This window comes from Veillonella montpellierensis (genome assembly GCF_947090115.1).
In the GTDB taxonomy this organism is placed as follows: domain Bacteria; phylum Bacillota; class Negativicutes; order Veillonellales; family Veillonellaceae; genus Veillonella; species Veillonella montpellierensis.
Genome location: NZ_CAMUMS010000010.1, coordinates 23789 through 48088, shown reverse-complemented (window position 1 = coordinate 48088; position 24300 = coordinate 23789). Strand labels below are relative to the sequence as shown.

The 24300-nt window shown below is 40.9% G+C and carries 32 protein-coding genes and 1 pseudogene; 25 read left to right on the top strand and 8 right to left on the bottom strand.

Annotated features, from left to right (window positions below):
* Positions 1-231 precede the first annotated feature (231 nt).
* The 4 genes from P6940_RS06420 (at position 232) to rpsR (ending at position 2726) form a co-directional block, all read left to right on the top strand.
* Positions 232-1491, top strand: a complete 1260-nt coding sequence (locus tag P6940_RS06420) for a hypothetical protein (RefSeq protein ID WP_277293563.1) — start codon at positions 232-234, stop codon at positions 1489-1491.
* Positions 1492-1742: 251 nt separating this feature from the next.
* A complete protein-coding gene (gene rpsF / locus P6940_RS06415; protein WP_028257746.1) occupies positions 1743-2027 on the top strand; it encodes a 30S ribosomal protein S6 in 285 nt (94 codons plus the stop codon).
* Between the two features lie 24 nt (positions 2028-2051).
* Positions 2052-2450 (top strand): single-stranded DNA-binding protein, encoded by a 399-nt coding sequence (locus tag P6940_RS06410; RefSeq protein WP_277293537.1) that lies wholly within the window; start codon positions 2052-2054, stop codon positions 2448-2450.
* A 45-nt stretch (positions 2451-2495) separates the two neighbouring features.
* Positions 2496-2726 (top strand): 30S ribosomal protein S18, encoded by a 231-nt coding sequence (gene rpsR / locus P6940_RS06405; RefSeq protein WP_028257744.1) that lies wholly within the window; start codon positions 2496-2498, stop codon positions 2724-2726.
* Positions 2727-2839: 113 nt separating this feature from the next.
* Here the strand turns inward: rpsR and P6940_RS06400 are convergent, their stop codons facing one another.
* From P6940_RS06400 to P6940_RS06370, 7 genes and pseudogenes are all read right to left on the bottom strand, one after another.
* The gene (locus tag P6940_RS06400) at positions 2840-3925 is read right to left on the bottom strand and encodes a tyrosine-type recombinase/integrase (protein ID WP_277293536.1); all 1086 of its coding nucleotides are present in this window, start codon (positions 3923-3925) and stop codon (positions 2840-2842) included.
* A gap of 210 nt (positions 3926-4135) precedes the next feature.
* A complete protein-coding gene (locus tag P6940_RS06395) occupies positions 4136-4351 on the bottom strand; it encodes a helix-turn-helix domain-containing protein (RefSeq protein WP_277293535.1) in 216 nt (71 codons plus the stop codon).
* A complete protein-coding gene (locus P6940_RS06390; RefSeq protein WP_277293534.1) occupies positions 4342-4473 on the bottom strand; it encodes a hypothetical protein in 132 nt (43 codons plus the stop codon). The genes P6940_RS06395 and P6940_RS06390 overlap by 10 nt, the downstream gene beginning before the upstream one ends.
* A 70-nt stretch (positions 4474-4543) precedes the next feature.
* Positions 4544-4666, bottom strand: coding sequence for a hypothetical protein (locus P6940_RS06385; RefSeq protein ID WP_277293533.1), 123 nt, complete (start codon positions 4664-4666; stop codon positions 4544-4546).
* 191 nt (positions 4667-4857) lie between these two features.
* Positions 4858-5853 (bottom strand): DUF3644 domain-containing protein, encoded by a 996-nt coding sequence (locus P6940_RS06380; RefSeq protein ID WP_277293532.1) that lies wholly within the window; start codon positions 5851-5853, stop codon positions 4858-4860.
* Between the two features lie 33 nt (positions 5854-5886).
* Positions 5887-6351 carry a LexA family protein gene (locus tag P6940_RS06375; protein ID WP_277293562.1) on the bottom strand — a complete coding sequence of 155 codons (465 nt, stop codon included), beginning with the start codon at positions 6349-6351 and terminating at the stop codon, positions 5887-5889.
* A 12-nt stretch (positions 6352-6363) separates the two neighbouring features.
* A pseudogene (locus P6940_RS06370) lies at positions 6364-6543 on the bottom strand (helix-turn-helix domain-containing protein); the annotation flags it as partial.
* 150 nt (positions 6544-6693) lie between these two features.
* Between P6940_RS06370 and P6940_RS06365 the strand changes: the two are divergent.
* The 14 genes from P6940_RS06365 to P6940_RS06300 all read left to right on the top strand — a co-directional run bounded on the left by P6940_RS06365 (position 6694) and on the right by P6940_RS06300 (position 17741).
* Positions 6694-6900 carry a toxin-antitoxin system, antitoxin component, Xre family protein gene (locus P6940_RS06365; protein ID WP_277293531.1) on the top strand — a complete coding sequence of 69 codons (207 nt, stop codon included), beginning with the start codon at positions 6694-6696 and terminating at the stop codon, positions 6898-6900.
* Positions 6901-6947: 47 nt separating this feature from the next.
* Positions 6948-7199, top strand: coding sequence for a hypothetical protein (locus P6940_RS06360; protein ID WP_277293530.1), 252 nt, complete (start codon positions 6948-6950; stop codon positions 7197-7199).
* A gap of 76 nt (positions 7200-7275) precedes the next feature.
* On the top strand, positions 7276-7476 hold the full coding sequence (locus tag P6940_RS06355) for a hypothetical protein (RefSeq protein ID WP_038152939.1): 201 nt from the start codon (positions 7276-7278) through the stop codon (positions 7474-7476).
* Entirely contained in the window at positions 7473-7808 is a 336-nt protein-coding gene (locus P6940_RS06350) for a hypothetical protein (protein ID WP_277293529.1), read from the top strand. The genes P6940_RS06355 and P6940_RS06350 overlap by 4 nt, the downstream gene beginning before the upstream one ends.
* Positions 7809-7818: 10 nt before the next feature.
* Complete coding sequence (locus P6940_RS06345) at positions 7819-8079, top strand: LysM peptidoglycan-binding domain-containing protein (RefSeq protein WP_277293528.1); 261 nt, start codon at positions 7819-7821, stop codon at positions 8077-8079.
* Positions 8080-8194: 115 nt separating this feature from the next.
* Complete coding sequence (locus tag P6940_RS06340; protein ID WP_277293527.1) at positions 8195-8596, top strand: hypothetical protein; 402 nt, start codon at positions 8195-8197, stop codon at positions 8594-8596.
* Complete coding sequence (locus tag P6940_RS06335) at positions 8593-9762, top strand: DUF2800 domain-containing protein (RefSeq protein WP_277293526.1); 1170 nt, start codon at positions 8593-8595, stop codon at positions 9760-9762. The genes P6940_RS06340 and P6940_RS06335 overlap by 4 nt, the downstream gene beginning before the upstream one ends.
* Positions 9763-9766: 4 nt before the next feature.
* A complete protein-coding gene (locus tag P6940_RS06330; protein ID WP_277293525.1) occupies positions 9767-10318 on the top strand; it encodes a DUF2815 family protein in 552 nt (183 codons plus the stop codon).
* 9 nt (positions 10319-10327) lie between these two features.
* On the top strand, positions 10328-12298 hold the full coding sequence (locus P6940_RS06325) for a DNA polymerase (protein WP_277293524.1): 1971 nt from the start codon (positions 10328-10330) through the stop codon (positions 12296-12298).
* A 15-nt stretch (positions 12299-12313) separates the two neighbouring features.
* Positions 12314-14761, top strand: a complete 2448-nt coding sequence (locus P6940_RS06320) for a virulence-associated E family protein (RefSeq protein ID WP_277293523.1) — start codon at positions 12314-12316, stop codon at positions 14759-14761.
* Positions 14762-15060: 299 nt separating this feature from the next.
* Complete coding sequence (locus P6940_RS06315; RefSeq protein WP_038152933.1) at positions 15061-15354, top strand: VRR-NUC domain-containing protein; 294 nt, start codon at positions 15061-15063, stop codon at positions 15352-15354.
* A complete protein-coding gene (locus P6940_RS06310; protein WP_277293522.1) occupies positions 15335-16711 on the top strand; it encodes a DEAD/DEAH box helicase in 1377 nt (458 codons plus the stop codon). Before P6940_RS06315 ends, P6940_RS06310 begins: the two co-directional genes overlap by 20 nt.
* Positions 16712-16713: 2 nt before the next feature.
* Positions 16714-17280, top strand: coding sequence for a DUF3310 domain-containing protein (locus tag P6940_RS06305; protein WP_277293521.1), 567 nt, complete (start codon positions 16714-16716; stop codon positions 17278-17280).
* Positions 17277-17741 (top strand): DUF1492 domain-containing protein, encoded by a 465-nt coding sequence (locus P6940_RS06300; RefSeq protein WP_081936463.1) that lies wholly within the window; start codon positions 17277-17279, stop codon positions 17739-17741. The genes P6940_RS06305 and P6940_RS06300 overlap by 4 nt, the downstream gene beginning before the upstream one ends.
* Before the next feature lie 287 nt (positions 17742-18028).
* Here P6940_RS06300 and P6940_RS06295 read toward each other — a convergent pair whose 3' ends face one another.
* Positions 18029-18178, bottom strand: a complete 150-nt coding sequence (locus P6940_RS06295) for a hypothetical protein (RefSeq protein WP_277293520.1) — start codon at positions 18176-18178, stop codon at positions 18029-18031.
* Between the two features lie 434 nt (positions 18179-18612).
* Between P6940_RS06295 and P6940_RS06290 the strand changes: the two genes are divergently transcribed.
* Genes P6940_RS06290 through P6940_RS06260 form a run of 7 tightly spaced genes read left to right on the top strand, consistent with a single transcriptional unit; the run spans position 18613 to position 24256 of the window.
* Positions 18613-19026 (top strand): hypothetical protein, encoded by a 414-nt coding sequence (locus P6940_RS06290; protein ID WP_277293519.1) that lies wholly within the window; start codon positions 18613-18615, stop codon positions 19024-19026.
* Positions 19019-20347, top strand: a complete 1329-nt coding sequence (locus P6940_RS06285; RefSeq protein WP_277293518.1) for a terminase large subunit domain-containing protein — start codon at positions 19019-19021, stop codon at positions 20345-20347. The genes P6940_RS06290 and P6940_RS06285 overlap by 8 nt, the downstream gene beginning before the upstream one ends.
* 27 nt (positions 20348-20374) lie before the next feature.
* Positions 20375-20581 (top strand): hypothetical protein, encoded by a 207-nt coding sequence (locus tag P6940_RS06280; protein ID WP_038152929.1) that lies wholly within the window; start codon positions 20375-20377, stop codon positions 20579-20581.
* A 6-nt stretch (positions 20582-20587) separates the two neighbouring features.
* Entirely contained in the window at positions 20588-22306 is a 1719-nt protein-coding gene (locus tag P6940_RS06275) for a portal protein (protein WP_277293517.1), read from the top strand.
* Entirely contained in the window at positions 22303-22650 is a 348-nt protein-coding gene (locus P6940_RS06270; RefSeq protein ID WP_277293516.1) for a hypothetical protein, read from the top strand. Before P6940_RS06275 ends, P6940_RS06270 begins: the two co-directional genes overlap by 4 nt.
* Positions 22650-23246: a hypothetical protein gene (locus P6940_RS06265; protein ID WP_277293515.1), complete on the top strand. Its 597-nt coding sequence runs from the start codon at positions 22650-22652 to the stop codon at positions 23244-23246. The genes P6940_RS06270 and P6940_RS06265 overlap by 1 nt, the downstream gene beginning before the upstream one ends.
* A 17-nt stretch (positions 23247-23263) precedes the next feature.
* Positions 23264-24256: a major capsid protein gene (locus P6940_RS06260; protein WP_277293514.1), complete on the top strand. Its 993-nt coding sequence runs from the start codon at positions 23264-23266 to the stop codon at positions 24254-24256.
* Positions 24257-24300: the final 44 nt, after the last annotated feature.

The window sequence follows — 24300 nt, the reverse complement described above, 5'->3', positions numbered from 1 at the left end:
AGAATTTTTATCAAATAAGTAAAATTTTTAATCTATCTAATTTTAGTATGATATATATACGTATTATGTATAGTTCTGCCATATATTTTTCTTCTATAAACGAAAGTAATAATGATATGATAGACATACCAATAAAAATATATGTTTATTAATTGGAAGGAGAAAAAAGAGATGGAAACACTAAGTAGGTTAAGAACAAAACAGAAGGAGTTGCCTTGGGAAAAGGCAGGTATGTCAGAGACTGAATGGAAGAAAGCGATTGCTTTTGACAGTATGGACTGGGGATGGGTTATTCTCAGTATTGGTATGGCAATTGGTGCAGGCATTGTATTTTTACCAGTGAAAGTGGGGTTAGCTGGTATTTGGGTGTTTTTGCTATCGTCTATTATTGGATATCCAGCCATATATTTGTTTCAACGATTATTTATCAACACTTTGGCTAAGTCGCCACGATGTGAGGACTATCCAAGTGTGATTGGAAATTACTTAGGTAAAAATTGGGGATTTTTCTTAGGTATACTATATTTCTTAATGTTAATCATTTGGATTTTTGTGTATTCCACAGCGGTTAATAATGATAGTGCATCATTTTTAGTAACCTTTGGTATTACACAACAGTCACTAGCACATAATCCTTTATATGGATTAGTTATTATTTGTCTATTGGTAGCCTTAGCATCAAGCGGTGAAAAAGCACTTTTTAAGATATCAACGTTTATGGTATTGACCAAGTTGGGCGTTGTGGCTGTATTGGGATTTTTAATGATTCAACATTGGGACTTTTCAAATATTAGCGCTTTACCGGATATTTCCTATTTGATTCGTGAAACAATTATTATGTTGCCATTCACATTGACTTCGATTTTGTTTTTACAAAGTCTTAGCCCTATGGTAATATCGTATCGATCTCATAATAAGTCAATCGAAGTAGCCCGTCATAAGGCGCTGCGAGCTATGAATATTGCATTTGGTATTTTGTTTGTTGTCGTATTCTTTTATGCTATATCTTTTACCCTAGCGATGGGGCATGATCAAGCGGTTATGGCGTATGAAAACAATATATCTGCTTTGGCATTAGCTGCAAAGGGGATTCCTGGCGAATCTGTTAAGATTATGAGCTTAATTTTAAATATATTTGCAGTAGTTACAGCATTCTTCGGCGTATTTTTAGGGTTCCGTGAAGCATGCCAAGGATTGGCTATGAATGCATTAAAGCGAGTGATTGCAGAAGATAAAATATCTACACGGATTGTATCTTTTGGTATTCTTGTGTTTTCTGTATTAATGTCCTGGGGCGCTATCATTTTGAATGCACCAGTATTAAGTTTTACCTCAATTTGTAGTCCTATTTTTGGATTGGTAGGATGTTTGATTCCCGCGTATTTAGTATATCGCGTACCTATTTTACAGGAATTAAAAGGTGTATCTTTATATTTAATTATTGCTACGGGTATTTTACTAATTATATCGCCTATTTTAGCATTCTCCTAAGAACTGCTATACCATGAGATAGACTGACATCGTCTTACTTATTTATTAGAAAGTCTAGTTATTTTATACGTATTGTTTAGTGTGGTCTTATTAGAAATGATTGACGACTACAGATAGATAACTAGCTACTAATAGGCTTTTTCTTGACGATAAGGGGTAAATGCTGTATAATTAAAAAGCTTATTGATGGTAAGCACTTCCTACCCCTATGAAAGATAGGGGCATTAGTCCGAAAGAGGAGGTGATTTTGTATGAATAAATACGAAGTCATGTTTATTGTGAAACCAGCCGAAGAAGAAGTTATCAATGTAACAGTTGAAAAAGTTGAGGCTTTAATCGCTCGTGTAGGCGGCACAGTAGAAAAGGTTGATCGTTGGGGCAAGCGTCGTCTTGCATATGCAGTGAAAAAATTCACTGATGGTTTTTATGTATTGATTAATTTTGAAGCAGATCCTGCTGAAATTAAAGAAATTGATCGTGTTATAAAAATCAACGATGAGATCTTGAAACATTTGATCGTTAAGCGCGAAGCTTAATCACTCAACCAGGAGGTAAAGATTATGAATTCTGTACAAATCCTAGGTAATTTAGCTCGTGATCCTGAAGTTCGCTTTACTAAAAATGGTAGAGCTGTTGCTACATTTACAGTAGCAGCTACTAACACATATGTTGACTCCAATACAAATGAAGTGAAAGAACAAACTGCTTTCATTAATTGCGTTGCTTGGGGTAAATTGGGTGAAGCAGCAGGCAATCTTCGTAAAGGCAGTCGTTGCTTTGTAGAAGGTCGTTTGCAAACTCGTTCTTATGAAACTCAGGATGGTCAAAAACGCTATGTAACTGAAGTAGTGGCTAACTTTATTGGTCAAGCACTAGATGCGAATACAGGTTCCTTTGAAGGAAGCTCTAATTTCGATAGTTTCAGTACACCGAGTGGGGATGAAAATATCCCATTCTAATAGTGAGAGTCAAGACTCCTACTAATTCTAAAAGGAGGTTTCGCAATGAGAAGAGATAGAGGCAGAAAGCCAAGAAGAAAAGTTTGCAATTTCTGCGCAGATCATTTGGACCAAATCGACTATAAAGATGTAGCTAAACTTCGTCGTTTTACGACTGAACGCGGCAAAATTCTTCCACGTCGTATTTCTGGTACTTGCGCAAAACATCAACGCAAATTAACATTAGCTATCAAACGTGCAAGAGCAATCGCTTTATTGCCATTTACAGCTGAATAATTAATTACAAATCAAGAGCCCAGTAACTAGCATGGTTGCTGGGTTCTTTGTTTTGTAAAAAGGGGTTAAAAGGGTATAATTTAGAATTATTGCTACCCTATTGCTACCACTCCTCATGCTTTTTTGCGTGCGGTTGCTACCACTTTTTCATGTGGATCAATGACCATTTCAGGGCCAAATGGTAGAGAATTTACGGCCCTCAATAACTGGTCTTGTGTCTTGTGGGTGTAGACATCTTGTGTGACGTTGCGCCCCTGTGAGTGTCCTACGATACGCTTTACTAATACTTCTTCAACTTCATAATTGCTCGCTAGGGTGATAAAGGTATGGCGCCCGTCATGGGCCCTGTGTGGTCCGATTCCAATCTCTGGCCACACTTTAGCCATTTGATATCGCATCGTTGAAGCGGTGTTGATAGGGAATAGAAATCTTCTTTGAAATCGTTTGGCCTCGTACCAGCGTTTAATAAATGGGTATATACAGTCAGCAATTGGAATTTTTCTATTTTTGCCCGCTGCGGTTTTTACCCCGCCAACCATATAGCGTTCCGTTAGATTGACATTCTCTACACGCATTTCCATCAGCTCAATCGGCCTTGCCCCCGTGTAGCAGTAGCAGAGGTTCATGCATACCACATCTATATCCGTATGCTGCCATAGAATTTGCATCTCCTCAGATGTGAACGGCTTATGTATGTTTGATTTTTCTAATGTGGGAAGTTGAATCAATTCTGCGTAGTTCTTTTGGATATAGTCGTTTGCGTAGGCTAAGCTAAACACGGCGTTCAATGTGACTTTCATTTGGCGCTTACTGGCGGATGATAGACCACACGTATCTACGATGTCTTGTAGATGTATCAGTTTTAGGTTTTGGATTGGTATATTCCAAATATGGCCACAACGGTTTTTTGTCATGTTATAATTAGCTGCACTGGAGACCCCGAGGTTCTCCTTCTGTTTAATCATTAAATCCCACATCTTGCCGAAGGTAATATCTTTGGCCATAAATTGTTGAGGATTTGCTGTGTACTGATCTATAGCTCTACGCGCTTCTGTCGCCTTCTCAAAACTCCCTAGTGATTTTCTAATCGGTTTTCCTGTCTCCTGGTTAGTGCCAATCGTAATTACTGCGATATACGGCTTACGTCGTTTTTTATCGGATCGTTTGTATACGGATCCTGTACCGTTAGCACGTCTCATATATCATCAGCTCCTTTCATGTGTACTGTTTTTTATTCTATGTGAGCTGTGGATAACTCAAAAAATCTTATATTTGATATGAAGGATTATGTTTATATAGTTCTAATGGCTTATTTGTTTTGTCTAAATTTTTTATGTATATTGGACTATTAAGAAATATAGTCCAATAAAATGGGATATACTGGACTATAAAAAATATAATCATTTACTTCATATTGGTTTAGGCTCTTCACCGTACAATCTAATCATAGAGGCACGCGTAACAAGCCACGTCTTACCTGATTGGCGACATTCTTCTTTAGTGAAAGCCAAATCCCCCTTTACCCTACCGATACATTTTTGTTTTAATGTGTTGGCGGAAACATGCCAAAGTTCGGCTGCTTCTTTTAATGTTAAGACCTCATGAAGTGCACTCACTATTTCCACATCCTTCCCATGATAAAACCCCAAACGGCATAGAAAATGGCAACTTCAATCATATGCTTGTTCCAGTCAAAAATAAAAGTTATAGCAATTGCTAATACAATCATCGGTAAATATCGTTTCATAGTATGTCTCCTTTATGGTATAATACATACAGGTGGGGAGGCTTTCGCCTCCGCCTGTACTTAAGAGTCCCTATTTGTTAGATTTCTTGGTCGATTTCTTCTTAGGGGCTTTTTTCTTTTTGCTATCGTAGTGTAAGTAAATCATTACTACCAATCCGATGAGCCACTCAATATCGTTCTTATCAAAGTTCATTATTTCACCTCCTCTCTATACTTATATTATACACTAATTGGTGTATAAAGTAAAATATAAAAGGATAAATTTATAGACAAAAATAATATTTTGGTGTATATTATAGTAAAGTTGACTTGTGAAGGAGTAAGGCTGGGTTCCCGAATGGGAGTAGGATAGAATCTTAGAAATCCCAAGCCCCTGGGGTCAGCTTATTTTTTTAATGAATCTCTTAGCCCTTGAATGATATGTTCGGGGTCTTTTTTTATTTCTTCCTTTATGAAGTCTAAAAGTCGTTGGCTATACGAATAATTTGGAGTGGAATTTAGAGTGTAAGCATAGGTGTAATCGGGATTGGTCTTAATATTATAAAACTTACAGAACAGTTCAAAATGACTACTATTAAATCTACTAGGAATTGTATCTGGAGTGTTAGGAGATATAAATCGAATGGTATTCTTTTCAATCCACTGATTAATAAGTTTTAAGCATTGTTTTTGTCTAAATGAATATTGTTTTTGAGGGTCAACTCGTTGCTTCATAATGTATGTAGATTGTTCGGCATCTTTTGCGATGGAGAAGGTAGCGGTGGCATGCTTCGGTTGCTTTACCAAAGCCCAATCATGTATTACTTTAATTGCATAGTTTAGGTTACCGTTCGAAGGGAGAGAGGCATCAATATCTTCTTTTGTGTGTAACAATTTATCAGATATCTCTTTAGGGTATCTAGCTTTTATTTCTGATGATTGGATATCAGATAGTTTAACAGATAGCGTCAAGAAGTTAGAACCAAGTTTGTCAGTAATATCGACATCAAAGTATGCTATAAGCTTATTTGTATAATTAAGAACACAGGATTGGAATAATGGGATATAAAATGACTCATATTCTTCTGTAATATAATGAGTACTGATATTACGCAACTGTATAATTTTCTCTAAATTTTGGCGTAATGGATCGTGTGAGTTAGTTAGTACTTTACGAATGCAACCCTCTAAAGATAATGTTCTAGCATTATTATCTCCGTAATAGATGGAGTCATTTTTAGAAAGTAGATACGCTTTCAAAAGTAGTTCCCAGGCATTGCAGATAAAAAAACTGAAACCTTCAACACGATATTTGATAGTAGGTTTATTGTATATTTCAATTGATAAAATAAACGCTTCTTGGCTTTTTTCCAATAGCTTAAAAATAAGATTGTTTTCCATAATACCTCCTTGCAAGTCGTTTAATAATTTATATCAAAACGGCCTACGCAGTTCAACCACTTTGCCGACAATAGTCACAGGTAGGTCTTGTATTTCTTGGTTTGAATAAAATCGAGGTGGATATACAGCCACGTTGTAGCCGATTAAGGTGATACCCGACGTGGCTTTTTTTATTTGCTTTACTGTGGCTTCGTCGCCGTTTACAAGAACGACTGCGATCTCGTTTGAATCGACATCGGACTGTTGGCGAATGACTAATATATCACCTTCAAATAGTTGCGGTTCCATGCTTGCCCCTTTGACTTTCAAACAAAAATAATCTCCAGTAGCTGCCATCTCGGGTGTAATTTCTTCATAGCCGAGTATATCTTCTATAGCACTAATCGGTGTGCCTGCTACCACTTCACCGAGAATTGGTATTTTTACGCCCACACGGGGGTGAAAGTTGATAGTGTCGGTTGATGTTTGCTTGTTGTTTTCATCATTCGTCCAACCCATTAAATAACTAGCCTTAACTTGCAGGACTTTGGCAAATTTCGCAATTTTATTTCTAGTAATATCAACTTGCCCGCTTTCAATTTTATTGATAGTTGAGCGTGATTTATAACCCATCAATTTTGCCAGCTCTTCTTGTGAGTAGCCTAATTCAATCCGCCTATTTTTTATTTTTTCATATATTGTATAGTCCATAATATGAACCTCCTTGTGGCTTAATTTTATCATTGTGTAAAAAAATATTCAACAAAAATTGAAAAAATAGTAAAAAAATGTTGACTTAATTTCTACAATGATGTAAACTGCAAATGTAGAATAAAATTCAACAAAAAAGGAGGTGATAGGATGGCGTATAATAGTCAACTGTTAAAAAATAGAATTGATAAATCAGGTGTTAAATTGAAGTTTTTAGCTGTGAAATTGGGCATATCTCCATATGGCTTAAAGCTAAAATTAGATGGTGTCAATGAATTTAAAAATAGTGAAATTATTAATATTTCAGAAGCTTTAAATTTAACAACAGAAGAAAGAGATTCTATTTTTTTTAGTTAAGTTGTAGAAAAATATTCTACAACAAAACAAAGAAAGGAGCGATACACATGAACGAACTAAAAATATTCACAAACAGCATATTTGCTGACACCCTCGGGTACCAAAACGGTAGTCGAGATATAAACAGACATACTGATGAAGAAGATAGACCAAAAGCAAATTGTATTAGGCAAGATACATTAATAGTTAAAATCGATGCTCGCAGTACATTATCAAAGTTGAATGAAATCGTAGAAAAAGCGGATGAGATAAGAAAAGAGCACAATTGCAATTGCACTCTTTTCATCAAAATAATTTAAGCATTAGCTATGAAGTTTTATTACATAACCCTTAGGGGAAGATTTTATAACAAAAAGCAAAGAAAGGAGTTTAGTTATGGAAAACATTACGGTAGCTCAAGCAGCAAAGATGTTAGGTTGGGACATTGACTTCTTACGTGTCGGATTACGGCAGGATAAGTACCCATTCGGGGTAGCCAGTAAGGCAGAAGGAAAGAGGCGGTATGCGTATCGGATTTATCCGAAAGCGTTACAAGATTTCATGCGGGACAAGTTAGGAAAGGAAATGGTGCTATGAAAAATTCTAAAATGGAACAGTTGTACAACTTGTATGTGGACAATCCACATGTACTAATTTCTGAAGCAGCAGAGGCGTTAGATGTATCAGAAAGTGCGATTCGGACGATGAAATATCGAATGGGGCAACGGGGATTTATTATGCAAGGCGAAGATGGCGAGGTGCTCGTCGTAAAGCCTTGGCGTGAAAACCTAGAAAAACCTTTAACAGTAAAAGCGGCCATCTATCAAGAGATGGTACAGGTCTACATGGAAGATTTTAGGGCTGCTGAAACTTTCAAAGACCGCCTAGAGGTCGGTCAAGAAATCCGACTTATTCTTAAAAATGTATAGGAGGTATCCGATGAAAAAGGGGGCATTGCTAGTAGGGATAATCGTAGTGGTGGTACTGGCTGGTTTTGCTATGCATACACTTAGTACCCCTAAGTATCAAATCCGTTATGACTATACGGTAAAAGCGGGGGATACGTTGTGGAGTATTGCTGAAGAAAACGTATCAAATGATGTAGATATTCGTGAGTATGTATTTAACGTGAAAAAGATTAACGGTATGAGTGGCGTAGTGATTCGCCCTGGCCAAGTTATCACACTGTACCGTTATTAAGTGAAAGGACGTGATTATATTGCAAGTAGAAAAAAAGAGCCCCCTTGTAAAAGGAGACTCAATCATATATCCACCAAAAGTATATCATATTATCAGACCGAAAGGAAGAAACGCAATGATTGAAATAAAGATTACTGCTGATTCAGCAGAACAAATCACAAAAGAAATTCAAGGATTAGCAGAAAAGGTAGTAGGTACCCGTTTTTCTGACACGAACGATGGCGATTTAGTAGCAGACACACCAATGGTAAAAGATCCAGAGCCTACGCCAGCGGTTGAAGCGCCTAGCCCTGTAGAAGAAATGGTAACAGCTACTACTGGACTTCCAACGGCTGAACCACCTACGTATAAGCTTGAAGAAATTATGGCTGCGTGTGGCCCACTTCTTGATCAAGGGAAACAAGCTGAACTATCCGCCCTTGTACAGAGTTTTGGGGCGCAGTCGATTTCATTCTTAGGCAAGGAGCATTATCCTGCTCTTGTCGTTAAACTTAGAGAAATGGGGGCACACATATGACAGCTCATGCAAAATTATCAGCGAGCAGTGCTTATCGATGGCTTAACTGTCCTGGAAGTGTTTCGTTATGTGAAACGTTCCCTGATACGACGTCGGATTTTGCTAGAGAGGGATCGTACGCTCACGCTATCGCAGAACAAAAGGTGCTGGCCTACAAAGGGGATATTACAAAGGCTACCTGTACTCGTCGTATCAATAAATTAACCGATACGGCCGAGAAAGAAGAGTGGAAAAAGGAAGCGATGCGCCATACGGACACCTACCTTGATTATGTGAATCAGGTGGCGCTCTCCGTTGCGGTAGCCCCTTTCATCGTGGCCGAGAAACGGGTCGATTTTTCAGAGTATGTGCCAGAGGGGTTTGGTACGGCGGATTGCCTTATCTTTTTAGGAGACGAACTTCATGTGGTTGATTTTAAGTATGGTAAAGGTGTAGCGGTTGATGCCGAGGATAACCCGCAGATGAAACTTTATGCCTTAGGTGCTATGCACGATTACGCACTTATTTATGGGGGTATTACTAAGGTCAAACTCACTATCGTACAGCCTAGGCTGAACAATATTAGTGAGTGGGCAACTACAGCGGATGATCTCCGTGCGTGGGGAGAGTCCATTAAGCCTATTGCGCAAGAGGCCTTTGAGGGGGCTATTGCATGTAAGGCAGGGGACTGGTGCCGATTTTGTAATGCAAAAGTTGAATGTAAGGCACGGGCGGAACACTATGCTAAAGTTGCTCGCATGCCTAGACACGACCCACGGCTTATGACGAACGATGACCTTGCAGGGTACATCGGACTAACAGAGGGTATGGATAAGTGGATGAAAGAGATCAAGGAATTGGCACTTACGAAATGCCTTAACGGTGAAGACGTTAACGGGTATAAAGCTGTAGCTGGTCGTAGCACTCGTTCTTTTACGGATATGGACGAAGCGTTCAACGTGCTGATGCGGAACGGTATCGATGAGGCTATATTATATGAGCGTACGCCGCTAACGTTGGCCAAAGCTGAAAAAGTTGTTGGCCAGAAAGAATTTAACGCCTTAGTAGGCGATTACATTATTAAATCAGAAGGGAAACCAACATTGGTTCCCGTATCCGATAAACGGGAGGCAATCACTAATCAACAATCTGCTTCTGACGTATTTACAGTAGTTAAAGGAGAATAACATCATGGTAACAAACATCGTACTTCAAAACATTCGCGGTTCTTATGTTCATATTATGGAACCTTACGCAGCGCAACCAGGGCAAGAGGCTAAGTATTCAATGACAATTCTTTTGCCTAAAACAGATACAGCAGGCAAGGCTCAACTTGATGCGGCTATTGCTGCTGCAGTTGAACAAGGAAAAGCGCAAAAATGGAATGGCGTAGCACCTGTACAGGTTCCTCACCCTGTCCATGATGGTGATGGCCTTAAAGCGAACGGTGAACCGTTTGGGGTTGAATGTAAAGGACACTGGGTATTTACGGCATCGTCTAAATTACCGATTGAAGTGGTAAACGGGCAAATGCAAAAAATCTTGTCCCCTACTGAGGTGTACTCTGGCGCTTACTATAATGTGGCGGTGAATTTCTACCCGTATTTGTACTCGGGCAAGAAAGGCATTGCTGCAGGTCTTGGCCCTGTACAAAAAGTAGCGGATGGCGAGGCCTTTGGTGGTAGCGCTCCTTCTGCTTCTTCTGTGTTCAGTGCTGTGGGAGCTCCTGCGGATCCATTTTAGGAGGCGGTCATGAAACATTTGTCCGTGGACATTGAAACGTTCTCGGACAATGATATAGTCAAAGGAGGGGTATTCAAATATGTGGACACCCCTAATTTTGACATATTATTGTTCGCGTACAGTGTTGATTTTGGCCCTGTACAGATCGTTGACCTCGCAAATGGGGAAACGCTCCCACAGGAGATAATCAACGCATTAAATGATGCATCTGTCATCAAGCATGCGTATAATGCTGCGTTTGAAATTACTTGTTTGACCAAGGCGGGCTATGCTACGTCAGTTGATCAATGGCGATGCACTATGCTTCATGGCCTATACCTTGGCTACCCTGCGGGGCTTGCTGCATTAGGTAAGGCCTTACATATTCCAGACGATAAAAAGAAATTAGCAACGGGTAAAGCGCTTATTCGCTATTTTTGTGTTCCGTGTAAAGCTACTAGATCTAATGGACAACGAACAAGAAATCTTCCGCATCATGATGTGGATAAATGGAATTTGTTCAAAGCGTACTGTGTTCAGGACGTGGTAACCGAAATGGAAGACTATAAACGACTTTCCGCTTTTCCTGTGCCAGACTTTGTACAAGCACAGTGGGTAACAGATTATACGATGAACCTACGCGGGATTGCCGTCGATACAGATCTCATCAACGGGGCTTTGGCCATTGATGATGAAGAGAAGACGGAGCTTACCAATAAGGCTATTGCGTTAACGGGGTTAGATAATCCTAACAGTCGTAATCAACTGCTCGCTTGGCTCAACGATCATACTAACGTGTCTATGGATACGTTGACTAAGGCTAGCGTTGCGGATGCACTTGGTATGGCCGATGATACGGCTAAGACGGTGCTATCGATTAGGAGTAAGTTGTCTAAGTCTTCTGTAACTAAGTATAAAGCTATAGTGTCCGCTATGTGCACGGATAGTCGTGTGCGTGGATTGCTTCAATTTTACGGAGCCAACCGCACTGGACGATGGGCGGGGCGACTCGTACAAGTACAGAATCTGCCTAGAAATTATATCGAGCCTCTCGACGTCGCACGAAACAGGGCTAAGGCTGGTGACCGATTAGGGCTATCTATTCTGTATGGAGATGTATCGGATACGCTGTCTCAACTCATACGAACTACTTTTATAGCACCAGAAGGATACTCGCTGGTTGTGACTGACTTCTCCGCTATCGAGGCACGGGTAATCGCGTGGCTATCTGGTGAACAATGGCGACAAGCGGTATTTGCTAATGGCGGGGATATTTATTGCGCATCGGCATCTGCTATGTTCCACGTGCCTGTAGAAAAGCACGGGGTCAATGGCCACTTACGACAAAAAGGCAAAGTGGCCGAGCTCGCCCTGGGTTATCAAGGGGGGCCGAATGCGCTGATTGCTATGGGCGCCCTTAAAATGGGACTTACGGAAGAAGAGCTGCCTGACATCGTCGCTAAGTGGCGAACGGCGTCACCTCATATTCGTAATTTTTGGTACGCTTGTGAAGACGCTGCCATTCGTGCTGTCCGAGATGCGGAGATAGTCCACCTACAGTACGGTATTACTTTTAGAAAGGAATGTGACCCCGTATATGGAATCACATTCTTAACGATAGAATTACCTAGCGGACGAAAGCTATATTACCCTGAACCTCATTTACAGGTGAATAAGTTTGACAGGGAAGCTATTCACTATAAAGGACTTACTGTGGGGCGGTGGTGCACATTATCAACCTATGGCGGTAAACTCGTTGAAAATATTACCCAAGCCGTTGCTCGTGATTGCCTAGCAGAAGCGATTGAACGGCTTAACGCAGAAGGTTATCGACTCTTAATGCATATCCATGATGAGGTGGTATTAGAAGTGCCGACATGTGATCTAAAAGAAAAAGGACTTGACCACGTTAATAGTATTATGTGCCAAACGCCGTCATGGGCGGAGGGGCTACTGCTCAACGCTGCGGGATTTACGAGTCCGTATTATATGAAAGATTAGAAAGGGGGGCTATCATTGCAAAACGATAGACTACTAACTGTATCTATCGGCAAGAGCCGACTATCCACTGACTGGCAACGGTCAGATATCATGTGGTCGGAACTCGTGGATAGGCTCCGCACACCGATTCGTACCACTGAAACTTTTGAGGCGTATAGTCGTCTATCGAAAGCTGAAAAGGCTAAGCTAAAGGATGTAGGTGGTTTTGTAGGGGGCACACTCAAAGGTAGTCGCCGTAAGTCCTCGGAGGTTCTCAGTCGTGATCTGATTACCTTGGATCTCGATACAATCCCTGCTGGTGGTACTAACGATATTATCCGTAAGGTGGCAGCGCTTGGGTGTGCGTATGCTATCTACTCGACACGCGCCCACGCGGAACACTGCCCTAGGCTTCGTATCGTTATCCCATTAGATCGGGCTGTATCGGCGGACGAATATGAGCCTATTGCTCGTAAGATCGCCTCGACTATCGATATGGCAGCGTGCGACGCGACGACGTTTGAAGCGTCTCGGCTTATGTATTGGCCGTCGTGCTCGAAAGATAGTCAATATGTATTCGAATACGATGATAGGTTGTTTGTGTCGGCGGATGGTATTCTAGGTCTTTATGAGGATTGGCATGATGTTGGTGCATGGCCTATTATTCCAGGTGTCGAAGACGGGCCTAGGGTAGCACGAGCTAAGGCGGAAGACCCCACGACTAAGAAAGGTATAGTCGGCGCCTTCTGCAGGATGTATCGTGTTGAAGAGGCGATGGAGAAATTTATTCCTCATGCGTACGAACCTACTGATAAAGACGATCGTTTTACCTATACGGGGGGCACAACGGTAGCGGGGGCTGTGGTATATGATAATGGTTTGTTCCTTTACTCTAACCACGCTACAGACCCCATATGTCATACGTTAGTGAACGCCTTTGACCTTGTTCGCTTACATCGTTTCGGTGATTTAGATGTCGAAGTTAAAGACGGTACGCCTATTAACCGTGTTCCGTCTTATCTTGAAATGTGTAAGCTAGCCAGAGGTGACGAGGCTGTCGCTATTGAACTCGAAAAAGACCGTATGAAGGCGAGTGACGTGTTCGAAATGGTCGGCACGCATCGTTCTGATTGTGCTATCGAATTGAAAGCGGAGACGTCTCTCGACTGGCAAAAGCACGCTGAACTAAAACGAAACGAGAATGGTAAGGTTCGCCCTACGATAGATAACATTCTTCGTATTCTTAATTTTGACCCTGTCTTAACGGGAAAAATTGTACTGGATGAATTTTCTGTACGCGGCCTTGCTATGGGCGCATTGCCTTGGAATCCTACGCTAAGTGAACGTCTGTGGGATGATAGCGATGATGCTGGTATTAAATGGTATCTGGAAGATAAATTCGACATTACGGGAGATACTAAGATTATGAATGCTGTCACCTTAGTAGCCCAGCAGAATAAGGTCAATCGTGTACGAGATTATCTGGATAGCCTTGATTGGGATCATACGCCTAGGCTGGATACGGTGTTAGTTGATTATTTAGGAACAGAAGATACGCCTTATACAAGAGCCGTCGCTAGAAAGGCTTTTGTAGCGGCCGTGGCCCGTGTCTATGAGCCAGGCACTAAATGGGACTATGTACCTATTCTGATTGGCCCTCAAGGGTTTGGCAAATCGACCTTTCTACGAACAATCGGTATTAACTGGTTCAGTGATTCCTTACAGTCTTTTGATGGTAAGGATGCTGCCGAAATGATTCAGGGAATATGGATTAATGAGTTAGCAGAAATGGCGTCTTATTCCAAGTCGGAGATGAACGTTGTTAAGCAGTTCTTATCGAAATGTGACGATATCTACCGCCAAGCCTATGGTCGACGGACTGCACGATATCCCCGCAAGTGTACTTTCTGGGGCACGTCTAACGATCATGAGGTATTACGTGATCTTACGGGGAATAGGCGTTTTTGGCCAATCGAAGTTGGCGTGGTCCAACCTTGCAAGAGCGTGTGGGATACCTTAGAGGGCGAAGTTGACCAGTTGTGGGCAGAGGCTCTTCAATACTACTACATAGGCGAAGCGTTATATATGGAAACCGACGAATTGAAAGTGTTAGCAGAGAGCGCCCAAGAAGCACACCGCGAAGCGTCTATCAAAGAAGGTATGGTATATGATTTTATAGAAAAGCCAGTGCCTAGTAATTATGCTGCTCTTTCCATCGATATGCGCCGCCAATTTTGGGCGGGTACTATGAGGATTAATAACGCAGAGCTCGTACCTCGTGATAGGGTGTGTGCTATTGAGGTATGGGTAGAGTGCTTTGGCGGTCATCCGAACTACATGAAAAAATCAGATGCTAGGGAGATCAACCAAATCTTGGCAAACATGGATAGTTTAGAGAGGATTACGACAGGTAGATTTGGACCTTACGGTAGACAAAGAGGGTTTATGATGAAAGTTAAACCTGTGGATAAGTCTGAAAAATAGGTGTCAACATTTATAAATTTGTCAACATTCTCAAATAAAAATATAATTGAGAATGTTGACAAATACCACGAATGCTGACAAGAATGTTGACGTATAAATACAGTAATCATAAGGCTTTATAGTAGTTGTCAACATTCTCTACATTCTTTCTTATAGTAGATATAGAAATAGGTAATTAGGCGATATATACTCTACCTAATGCACCTAATTCTAATATCTCTATATAGATAGTATAGAAAATGTTGCATCCATATAATTGGCCTGTGGATAACTTTTAGAAAGGAGTTGTGGATCATTTCGTGTTAGAGAAACAGATCGAGGCTCGTTTAGTAAAAGGGGTAAAAGCCTTGGGCGGTCGAGCGTATAAATGGGTGTCACCTGGAAACATAGGTGTGCCAGACAGGGTGGTCGTTCTTCCAGGTGGCCATGTTGAGTTTGTAGAACTTAAAACGGAGAGAGGAAGACTGTCTAAAAGTCAGATAGTACAAATAGAACGGCTTGCTAAATTAGATCAACATGTATCCGTATTATACGGTGCGGAGGAAGTCGATCGGTATTTGAAGGAGATAGCGAATGAAATTCATACCCCATAAATACCAAGATTACTGTCTACATCGTATCTTGGATACGCCAGCGTTGGGCCTTTTCCTAGATATGGGGTTAGGTAAGACAGCAATCACATTACATGCTATCAATGAATTAAAGTATGGGCGGTTTATCGTCGGTAAGGTTCTCGTGATAGCACCTAAGAAAGTGGCGGAGGCTACCTGGCAACGAGAGATAGAAAAATGGGACGGAATATCCCATTTACGAGTTTCTAGCGTGCTAGGGGGACTACAAAAGAGAATTAAGGCATTGTGCACGCCCGCTGACATCTATATCATTAATCGTGAAAATGTAAGTTGGTTAGTCGATTACTACAAGAACGCTTGGCCGTTTGACATGGTAGTTATTGATGAGATGAGTAGTTTTAAAAGTCATAGTGCTAAACGATTCAAATCCTTAAAAGCGATTAGACCACATATTAAACGCATGATAGGGTTGACGGGCACACCTTCACCAAATGGGTTAGGCGATTTATGGGCACAAGTATATTTGTTAGATCAAGGCGCACGATTGGGAAGAAGTTATTATGCATTTCGTGATAGATATTTCAATCCAGGTAAGACAGATGGACATGTGATTTATTCCTATGATCTTAAAAAAGGTGCTAGCCAAGCTATTAGTAATGCGATATCTGATATTTGTATTTCTATGAAGTCGGAGGATTATTTGGAATTACCCGATGTGGTTATTGATGAAATCCCTATTGTACTAGAGAGTAAAGCTGAAAAGGCGTATCGAGAGCTAGAACGTACTATGGTTCTTGAAGTGGAGAATGCAGAATATATTGATGCTGCTAGTGCAGCGGCTTTGTCGAATAAGTTACAACAGTTAGCTAATGGGGCAGTTTATGATGAGGATAGGCATGTACATGAAATTCATAATTGTAAGATAGAAGCTTTCATGGAGTTGGTTGAACAGCTAAATGGGAAACATGCATTAGTATTTTATAACTTTCAGCATGACCTATATCGATTAGAAAAAGCCCTAGCTAATACGAAGCTACGAGTTGAAAAGTTAACGGGTGCCAAAGAAGAAATGGCGTGGAATGATGGAAAGATTGATATTCTATTAGCCCATCCTGCCTCTGCTGCTTATGGACTTAACTTACAGGATGGCGGAAATCACGTTATCTGGTTTGGGCTTAATTGGTCCTTGGAATTGTATCAACAAGCGAATAAACGACTGCACAGGCAGGGGCAGAAAGAAAAGGTAATTATTCATCATTTAATATGCGAAGGTACGAGGGATGAGGATTTACTAAAGGCAATAAGCTTAAAAGAAGAAGCACAAAGTTATTTATTATCTTCTCTGAAAGCCCGTATCGATAAATATAAGGAGGAATAACTATGGATAAGAAATGTCAACGGTGCGGTAAGAAATTTACTACATCGACGGGAAATTATATGTATTGTGATTCTTGTAAAGATGCATATGAAAAGCAGTTAGAAACTGCTAAATCAGAGAAAAAAGGATATGTAAGATGTTGTCCGATTTGTGGAAATACGTTTACTACGAAGCTATATAACAAGAAATATTGTTCGCAAGAATGCTATGAAGAGGGAAACAGAAGAATAAAACGAGAACAATATCAGTCTAAAAAATCAAAATTTGCTGGCAAGAAGGACGATGAAAACGATTTGAAGATAAATTGTACAGAAGAAAATGGAAACGTTGCTGCAGATGAAAACATGGCGGTTGATGTAGTCAATCATCCGAAGCATTATGAAGTGTGGGACGGGTTAGAAGCAAAAGAAATCGTTCGTATGTTGTTGACAGAAGAAGAATACAATGGCTGGTGCAAAGGTAACTTAATTAAATACAGAATGAGAGCAGGATTGAAGAATCCGCAGAAAATTGTAGAAGACATCGAAAAGGCAGAATGGTTTAAGAGGGAGCTAATGCGAAGGCGGTGAATGTCCGCATAAAATTATGTAATGGAGGTGTTTCAGTGACAGCAAAAGAAGAGCTAATACAGATCAGGCAAATAGATAAAGCTTTACGCAGCACAGAACTAGAAATCGCACGATGCAGAGCAGATATTTATTCTGTACACGCAGTTGATTACAGTGCAGAACGAGTGTCGGGCGGCTCTCATCAAGACATAGCAGACAAGATTGCAATCTTGACTGAACTGCTTGATAAAGCAAACAGAGAATGGGACCAGCTAATTAATTTGCGTACTGAAATACGACAAAAAATAGCTAACATTGATAGTTATGTGTTGCGAGCTGTACTGATTGAATATTACGTGCTACAGAAGAATTGGGAACAAGTGGCGGATGATATGGGATACTCTATACAGCATGTATATAGAATCCATGGCAAAGCGTTGCAAGCGTATCAATCTAAAAATTATAAAGATGAGAGAGAATGAGAGTATGGGTCTGTGATATAGTGTATGTGTGAAAAGTTGGAAAGTAAAAAAAAGAGACCTATGAAAGGTCTCTTTTTACATGAGGTTCGCGACACCTCATTTGTGCGTTTTACCATGAAGGCTGTGCAGTTAGTTTTTTAAAGCAGATAAATATATCGTGAAACAGTGAATACCTAGAGTACAAAAGCAAAAAGCCCCTGCTTCGGCAAGGACTTTTTGTTATAGGTTAGCTACTCCTATAAGGTAGTGCGATCGCAATAGGATGAAAATTAATGGTACGTTATATACTAAACGTAAATAACAAAGGCGCGTTTGCCGTAATCACGAGCATAACGACGCTTACCAGTTTTAGGGTCTGTTACATATGAAACAAATTTCTTTGTGCCACGTTTAGACCCGTTTTGAGATGTTTTCGACATAGTAGCTTTTCCTTTCATAAATTTCTGATGAGATTTATGGCGGGCCCGCACTGTTTATATTATAACCATTATTTATTAATTAAACCAGCATTGAGATGTAAATAAAAAAGGCCCTGAAATCAGGGCCTTTTTTATTAGACGGAACAAGTAAACTTGTTTTGAAATAAAATGAGTTGTAGCTAGTAACTCAAAGCATTCTTTATACGTCTAAACATCTCACTAACATCATATCACTATACTATAAAAAAAACAATTGTAGGACTGTAAATAAGGTTGCTTTTAATTTAGATAAAAAATAAAATAAACATTCCATACAAGATGTAGTTTTTTAAAAGATATCATAACAATATATAGTATATTGATGATAAAAACAAATATATCTATGCGAAAGAAGAATAAAATACGGTGAATACAGTTGACAGATGTGTGAGGAAAGATAAGGATGTGAGATTATGGAGACGAAAAAAACGAAAGCAAGGGCCAAAGGGCCGCCTAAAAAAACGACGAAAAAACGGGTAGGACGACCGCCAAAAATTGATGCAGCGGTTCTTGAAAAATTAGAATACGCATTTACAGTGGGTGCGACAAATGAGCAAGCTTGTGATTATGCTGATATTAACGCTGCTACGTTATACAGATATAAGGCTGGTAATGATGAGTTATGCGAGAAGATTGAGCATTGGAAACATCGAACTAAATTTAGAGCTAAAGTGAATGTGGCCAAAGCGATTGATGAGGGGGATTTGGATGTGTCGAAATGGTATTTGGAAAAGACGGATGACGCATTTAAACCTAAAATGAGACAAGAGGTCACTGGTAAAGATGGAGGAGCAATTAACATTGCTTTCAAATGGGAAGATGAGTAATCAAACTGTGATAATTCCGTACAAGCCCCGCTCGATTTGGAAGCATGAAATACATAAAGGGATTGAAACGCACCGCTTCTCAGTGATTGTTGCGCATCGACGATTTGGAAAGACGGTCGGGAGTGTCAACCATCTTATCAAGATGGCGTTAATGTGTAGACTACCTAGTCCGCAATATGCGTATATTGCACCGTTCCGCGTGCAGGCAAAACAAATAGCTTGGGCATATCTAAAATACTACACGTCGGTGATTCCTGATCGCATGGTGAACGAATCAGAATTATATGTAGAATTGCCTACATTGCACACGAATCGGCAAGGAGCAAGGATATATGTAAAAGGGGCAGATAATCCAGATAGTTTGCGTGGTGCCTATTGGGATGGAGTTGTACTTGATGAATATGCACAGTTTAAGCCAGAAGTGTGGAACGAAGTATTACGGCCGTCATTATCAGATCGTAATGGATGGGCGGTATTTATCGGCACACCGAAGGGACAAAACGCATTTTATGAGATGTATCAACGAGGCATAAGCGATACCAGTTGGTACACGTGCAAGTATACCGTATCCGAATCTAAGCTAATTCCCGATGATGAAATCGCCGATATGAAAGCTTCAATGAGTGAGGATGCTATACGGCAAGAGTTGTATTGCGACTTTACCGCTTCAGCGTTTAACGTACTGATACCGATTGATAGTATTAGTGATGCTAAAAGCACAGTGGTTAAACCTAATGATATGTTACACGCACCCGTTATATTGGGTGTCGATGTAGCTCGATTTGGTAGTGATAGGTCAGTCATTGTAAGACGACAAGGATTGGCCATGCATAAACCATCAGTGTTTAGCGGTGTCGATAATATGCGTTTGGCGGATATTATTGCGCGTGAAATTGACCATCATAAGCCTGATGCGGTCTTTATCGATGCAGGACGCGGTGAAGGGGTCATCGATAGATTGCGACAACTTGGGTATCGCGTATCGGAAATACCATTCGGTGGCAAGGCGTTAAAAGATAACAAATATACGAATCGGCGAGCGGAGATGTGGGATACGATGGCGCAATGGCTTAGAGATGGCGGTTCGTTGCCTGATGATGAGGAGCTATGTGCTGAACTTGCTATGCCCGAATATGGATATGATGCAAAAGGAAGAATTTTGCTAGAATCAAAGGATAAAATGAAAGAGCGTTGCGGTCGTTCTCCCGATTTAGCGGATGCAGCGGCACTTACATTCGCAACGCCTGTGCGCAAGCACAATGGAGTAAGTGCCACAAGTAATAGGAAGCTGGTAGCCAATACGGACTATCAGCCTTTTTAGTATGATCAAGAGAAAGGAGTGTGCAAGATGAGTAGAGGTTTATTTGGTGGAGGTCGTCCAGATCCTGGTGCCATAAAGATTCCTGACCCTACGCCTACAGCAACGGCGGACAGTGGGCAAACAGGGGATACTATGGCAGTAGGTCAAAAGAAAAAGAAACGAGGTTTTGAATCCACAATTTCTAATACAATTCTTGGCGGTGTAGGGCAAGATACTAAACGCACATTGGGGTAACAGGTTATGGCTAGTACATTATTAGGAAAGTCAAAAGCGAATCAAAACAAGGAAACGCTTGTTGCTCATTCGTATGTAAAGTTACGGCAACGGTTTAGCTCGCTTATGCAGAAACGAAACAAATACGAAAAGACGTGGAAAGATATTAAACAGTATGAGTTGCCACATATCGGTTTGTTTGATGACGAGGAAGATCTATCTAAGAATAAAACGGGAAAGATATACAATTCAACTACATGGGAAGCGTGTCAGATATTTGCTGCAGGTGTTATGAGTGGACTAACGCCACCTAGCCGTCAATGGTTTAAGCTATCACTAGATAACGCCCAGATGGCTTCTAATAGTGATGTAGCAAAGATACTCGATGAACGGCAACAAATCTTACAGGCTGTGCTAGCTAAATCTAACTTTTACACGACAGCGTTTAGCTGCTATACGGAACTTCCATTTGGACAAGCTCCTATGGGTATTTTTACGGATCCAAAGTACGGTGTGCGATACGTACCATATACAATTGGTACTTATGCCATGGAAGCGGGTGCTAATGGGGAAATCAACACGTTTGCTAGGCGGTTTAGAATGACTGCCTCACAGATTGTAGAACAGTTTGGAATGGAACAGTGTCCACAATCTGTAGTGACTGCGTTTACATCGAACAGTAGTTACAGCAAAACATTTGTTGTGAACTGGCTAGTTGAACCGAATAGTAAGCGGACGTTGGGCGAGATTGGTCGTTCCAACATGCCGTATCGTTCCGTGTATTGGGTAGAGGGTCAAGAAACGAATAGCGCATTATATGATGGTGGATTTGAGGAGTTCCCAGTCCCTGTTGCGCGTTACACTGTTGTAGGTCATGAGGCGTACGGAAAAGGGGCAGCGTGGTTTGCACTGGATGACGCACGTATGCTTCAAAAACTTGAATATGACCATTTGATGGCCATTGAATTAGGTGTTAAGCCACCTATGCAGGCTCCGAGCGGCATCATGGGGCAAGTCAATTTGTTTCCTGGTGGTATTACGGAAAGTGACACAGGTGAGATGGTTAAACCTTTATTTGATGTGCGGTTAGACACGGCGTCATTGATGAACAAAATTAAAGAAACAGAGGATCGTATCAAGCGGTTTTATTCTGCTGATTTGTTTTTGATGATTGACCAGATTGACAGTGGACGTATGACGGCACGAGAAGTGATGGAACGGTCACAAGAAAAATTACAACAATTAGGCCCTGTTGTTGAACGGCTGTTGTCGGAATGGTTAAACCCGATTATTGAACGTACCTATAATATATTGGATAGAGCGGGGGTATTCCCTGAATTGCCTGATGAGTTAGCAGAAGAATTAGCGGATGCAGACGTGAAAATCGAATATATTAGTCCATTAGCACAGGCGCAAAAAATGAGTAGCTTAACAAACATTGAACAGTTATTAGGGTTTGTTGCCAATGCGGCACAGTTTGACCAATCCATCTTGGGTAAGTTAGATCTAGTACAAGCGGTCAATATTTATGCGAATAGCTTAGGAGCTCCAGCACCAATGTTAAAGTCTGACGAAGAGTTCCAACAAGTGCTGCAAGCACAACAACAGGCAATGCAACAACAGCAGGAGCAACAACAGGCTATGCAAATGGCACAGGCGGCACCGCAGATGGCACAGGCGGCTAAGGTGGCCACAGAGGCGGCAAATGATGGCAATCCTGCGTTACGAGAATGGTTAGGTATGTGATGAAAGCAAATATAACGGATGAACAGAGACAGTACAATGCGTTAATGCGACATAAGCAACGAGAAAAGGACGAACAAGCAATCCGCTCTATGTTGGGTACAGAGACGGGGCGGTGGTTCATTACTCGCTTGTTAGATGCAACAGGTATTCATGCTAAGTCGTTTACTGGGAATAGCGAAACATTTTATCGAGAAGGTAAGCGCGCAATTGGTATTTATGTATTGCAACAAATTGAAAGCTTAGGTATGGAAGGATTACGGTTGAAACAGCAAGCGGAACTTGAATATGCAAATCAACAGATTGAATGGATTACATTAATTAATCGAAAGAAGGAGGAAGAATAATGGCAGATGATACTTTATTAGGCGGTCAACATAGCACTGAACCCGCACAAGACGAAGCACAACAGACAAACACGCAAGGTGGACATGAAGAAAATCCAGAGGCTTCTAGTGATACAACAGCACCAGTAGTACCTGAACAGTATGATTTTTCTGATGCAGTAGGTGATCAATTAGATGCTGAAACGGCTGCCAGTTTTTCTACTGTGTTAAAGTCTGTAAAAGCGACACAGGAACAAGCGACGGCTATTGCGAAATACGGCGTTGAATATGCGCAACAGATTGCACAACAGGCGGTAGCGTATCAACAAGAACAGGCAGTTAGACAATCGCAAGAGTGGGCAGAGCACACACGGAAAGAATTGGGGGCATCATTTGATGATACATTAAGCCAGTGTGGCACTGCCGTTGAATATCTTGAACGCGTTGTTCCAAATATTCGCGAGGTATTAAATGAAAATGGCTTGGGGAACCGAGTTGAAGTCGTTCGCATTTTTGCCAAAATCGGACAGTTAGTATCCGAAGATAGAGGGCATCACGCGAATGGCATTGGCGGTGCACAAACGGCCGCCGACATTCTTTATGGTGGTAGTAAATAACAAAGGAGACAAAAATTATGGGAATTATTGCAGAACAACGACCTACACTTTTAGATGTGGCCTCTCGTACAGAGGACTTAAAAATCGGTGCTATTGCGGAGTTGCTCACAGAAAATAATGAAATCTTATCAGATATGGTAGTTAAAGAAGGGAACTTACCAACAGGGAATAAAACAACTGTACGGACTGGTTTACCACAAGCGACTTGGCGTTTACTTAACTATGGTGTGCAGCCTTCTAAATCAAAAACTGCACAAATTACGGATACGTGTGGCATGTTAGAAGCGTACGCAGAAGTGGATAAAGCGTTAGCTGACCTAAATGGAAATACGAATACATTCCGCTTGTCAGAAGACATGGCATTCTTGGAAGCCATGAATCAAGAAATGGCTAAGACTTTATTTTACGGTGATACCTCTATCGACCCTGAAAAGTTTGTAGGGTTAGCGCCACGATATAATACGTTAGATGTTAAGAAAGCGGAAACTGCTAAGAATGTACTAGACGCAAAAGGTACTAAGAATCTTACATCTATCTATCTGGTTGTGTGGGGAAATAATACAGTACATGGTATTTTCCCGAAAGGCTCTACAGCAGGATTAAAACATGAAGATAAAGGGCAAGTAACCATTCAAGATGCTAACGGCGGTAATTATGAAGGATATAGAACACACTACAAATGGGACTTAGGACTTACCGTTCGTGATTGGCGTTATGTTGTTCGTATTGCTAATATCGACGTAACTGCATTGACAAAAGACGCTTCGGCAGGCGCTGACCTTATTGATCTTATGACGTCTGCTGAAGAACTTATTCCAAACTTAAATGCAGGCCGTGCTTGCTGGTATATGAATCGTAATGTCCGTACTTTCTTACGTAAGCAAAAGAATGAAGCACATAAATACCAAATCACTGAAGGTAACGAAGGTGGCAAAATTACTACTGAATTTGATGGTATTCCTGTACGTCGTGTAGATGCTCTTATTAATACAGAGGCACAAGTTAAATAATCACAACATATCATGTATACACCACTCCCTATATGGGGAGTGGG

Bases quoted from the DNA above. Each gene is read 5' to 3' on its own strand.
- P6940_RS06305 (WP_277293521.1), top strand. From the start codon at position 16,714: ATGGATAAGAAATGTCAACGGTGCGGTAAGAAATTTACTACATCGACG.
- P6940_RS06275 (WP_277293517.1), top strand. From the start codon at position 20,588: ATGGCTAGTACATTATTAGGAAAGTCAAAAGCGAATCAAAACAAGGAA.
- rpsR (WP_028257744.1), top strand. From the start codon at position 2,496: ATGAGAAGAGATAGAGGCAGAAAGCCAAGAAGAAAAGTTTGCAATTTC.
- P6940_RS06350 (WP_277293529.1), top strand. From the start codon at position 7,473: ATGAAAAATTCTAAAATGGAACAGTTGTACAACTTGTATGTGGACAAT.
- P6940_RS06260 (WP_277293514.1), top strand. From the start codon at position 23,264: ATGGGAATTATTGCAGAACAACGACCTACACTTTTAGATGTGGCCTCT.
- P6940_RS06360 (WP_277293530.1), top strand. From the start codon at position 6,948: ATGAACGAACTAAAAATATTCACAAACAGCATATTTGCTGACACCCTC.
- P6940_RS06265 (WP_277293515.1), top strand. From the start codon at position 22,650: ATGGCAGATGATACTTTATTAGGCGGTCAACATAGCACTGAACCCGCA.
- P6940_RS06330 (WP_277293525.1), top strand. From the start codon at position 9,767: ATGGTAACAAACATCGTACTTCAAAACATTCGCGGTTCTTATGTTCAT.
- P6940_RS06355 (WP_038152939.1), top strand. From the start codon at position 7,276: ATGGAAAACATTACGGTAGCTCAAGCAGCAAAGATGTTAGGTTGGGAC.
- P6940_RS06420 (WP_277293563.1), top strand. From the start codon at position 232: ATGTCAGAGACTGAATGGAAGAAAGCGATTGCTTTTGACAGTATGGAC.
- P6940_RS06310 (WP_277293522.1), top strand. From the start codon at position 15,335: ATGAAATTCATACCCCATAAATACCAAGATTACTGTCTACATCGTATC.
- P6940_RS06290 (WP_277293519.1), top strand. From the start codon at position 18,613: ATGGAGACGAAAAAAACGAAAGCAAGGGCCAAAGGGCCGCCTAAAAAA.
- P6940_RS06380 (WP_277293532.1), bottom strand. From the start codon at position 5,853: ATGGAAAACAATCTTATTTTTAAGCTATTGGAAAAAAGCCAAGAAGCG.
- P6940_RS06280 (WP_038152929.1), top strand. From the start codon at position 20,375: ATGAGTAGAGGTTTATTTGGTGGAGGTCGTCCAGATCCTGGTGCCATA.
- P6940_RS06365 (WP_277293531.1), top strand. From the start codon at position 6,694: ATGGCGTATAATAGTCAACTGTTAAAAAATAGAATTGATAAATCAGGT.
- P6940_RS06390 (WP_277293534.1), bottom strand. From the start codon at position 4,473: ATGAAACGATATTTACCGATGATTGTATTAGCAATTGCTATAACTTTT.
- P6940_RS06285 (WP_277293518.1), top strand. From the start codon at position 19,019: ATGAGTAATCAAACTGTGATAATTCCGTACAAGCCCCGCTCGATTTGG.
- P6940_RS06385 (WP_277293533.1), bottom strand. From the start codon at position 4,666: ATGAACTTTGATAAGAACGATATTGAGTGGCTCATCGGATTGGTAGTA.
- P6940_RS06295 (WP_277293520.1), bottom strand. From the start codon at position 18,178: ATGAAAGGAAAAGCTACTATGTCGAAAACATCTCAAAACGGGTCTAAA.
- P6940_RS06335 (WP_277293526.1), top strand. From the start codon at position 8,593: ATGACAGCTCATGCAAAATTATCAGCGAGCAGTGCTTATCGATGGCTT.
- P6940_RS06345 (WP_277293528.1), top strand. From the start codon at position 7,819: ATGAAAAAGGGGGCATTGCTAGTAGGGATAATCGTAGTGGTGGTACTG.
- P6940_RS06400 (WP_277293536.1), bottom strand. From the start codon at position 3,925: ATGAGACGTGCTAACGGTACAGGATCCGTATACAAACGATCCGATAAA.
- rpsF (WP_028257746.1), top strand. From the start codon at position 1,743: ATGAATAAATACGAAGTCATGTTTATTGTGAAACCAGCCGAAGAAGAA.
- P6940_RS06410 (WP_277293537.1), top strand. From the start codon at position 2,052: ATGAATTCTGTACAAATCCTAGGTAATTTAGCTCGTGATCCTGAAGTT.
- P6940_RS06325 (WP_277293524.1), top strand. From the start codon at position 10,328: ATGAAACATTTGTCCGTGGACATTGAAACGTTCTCGGACAATGATATA.
- P6940_RS06340 (WP_277293527.1), top strand. From the start codon at position 8,195: ATGATTGAAATAAAGATTACTGCTGATTCAGCAGAACAAATCACAAAA.
- P6940_RS06375 (WP_277293562.1), bottom strand. From the start codon at position 6,351: ATGGGTTGGACGAATGATGAAAACAACAAGCAAACATCAACCGACACT.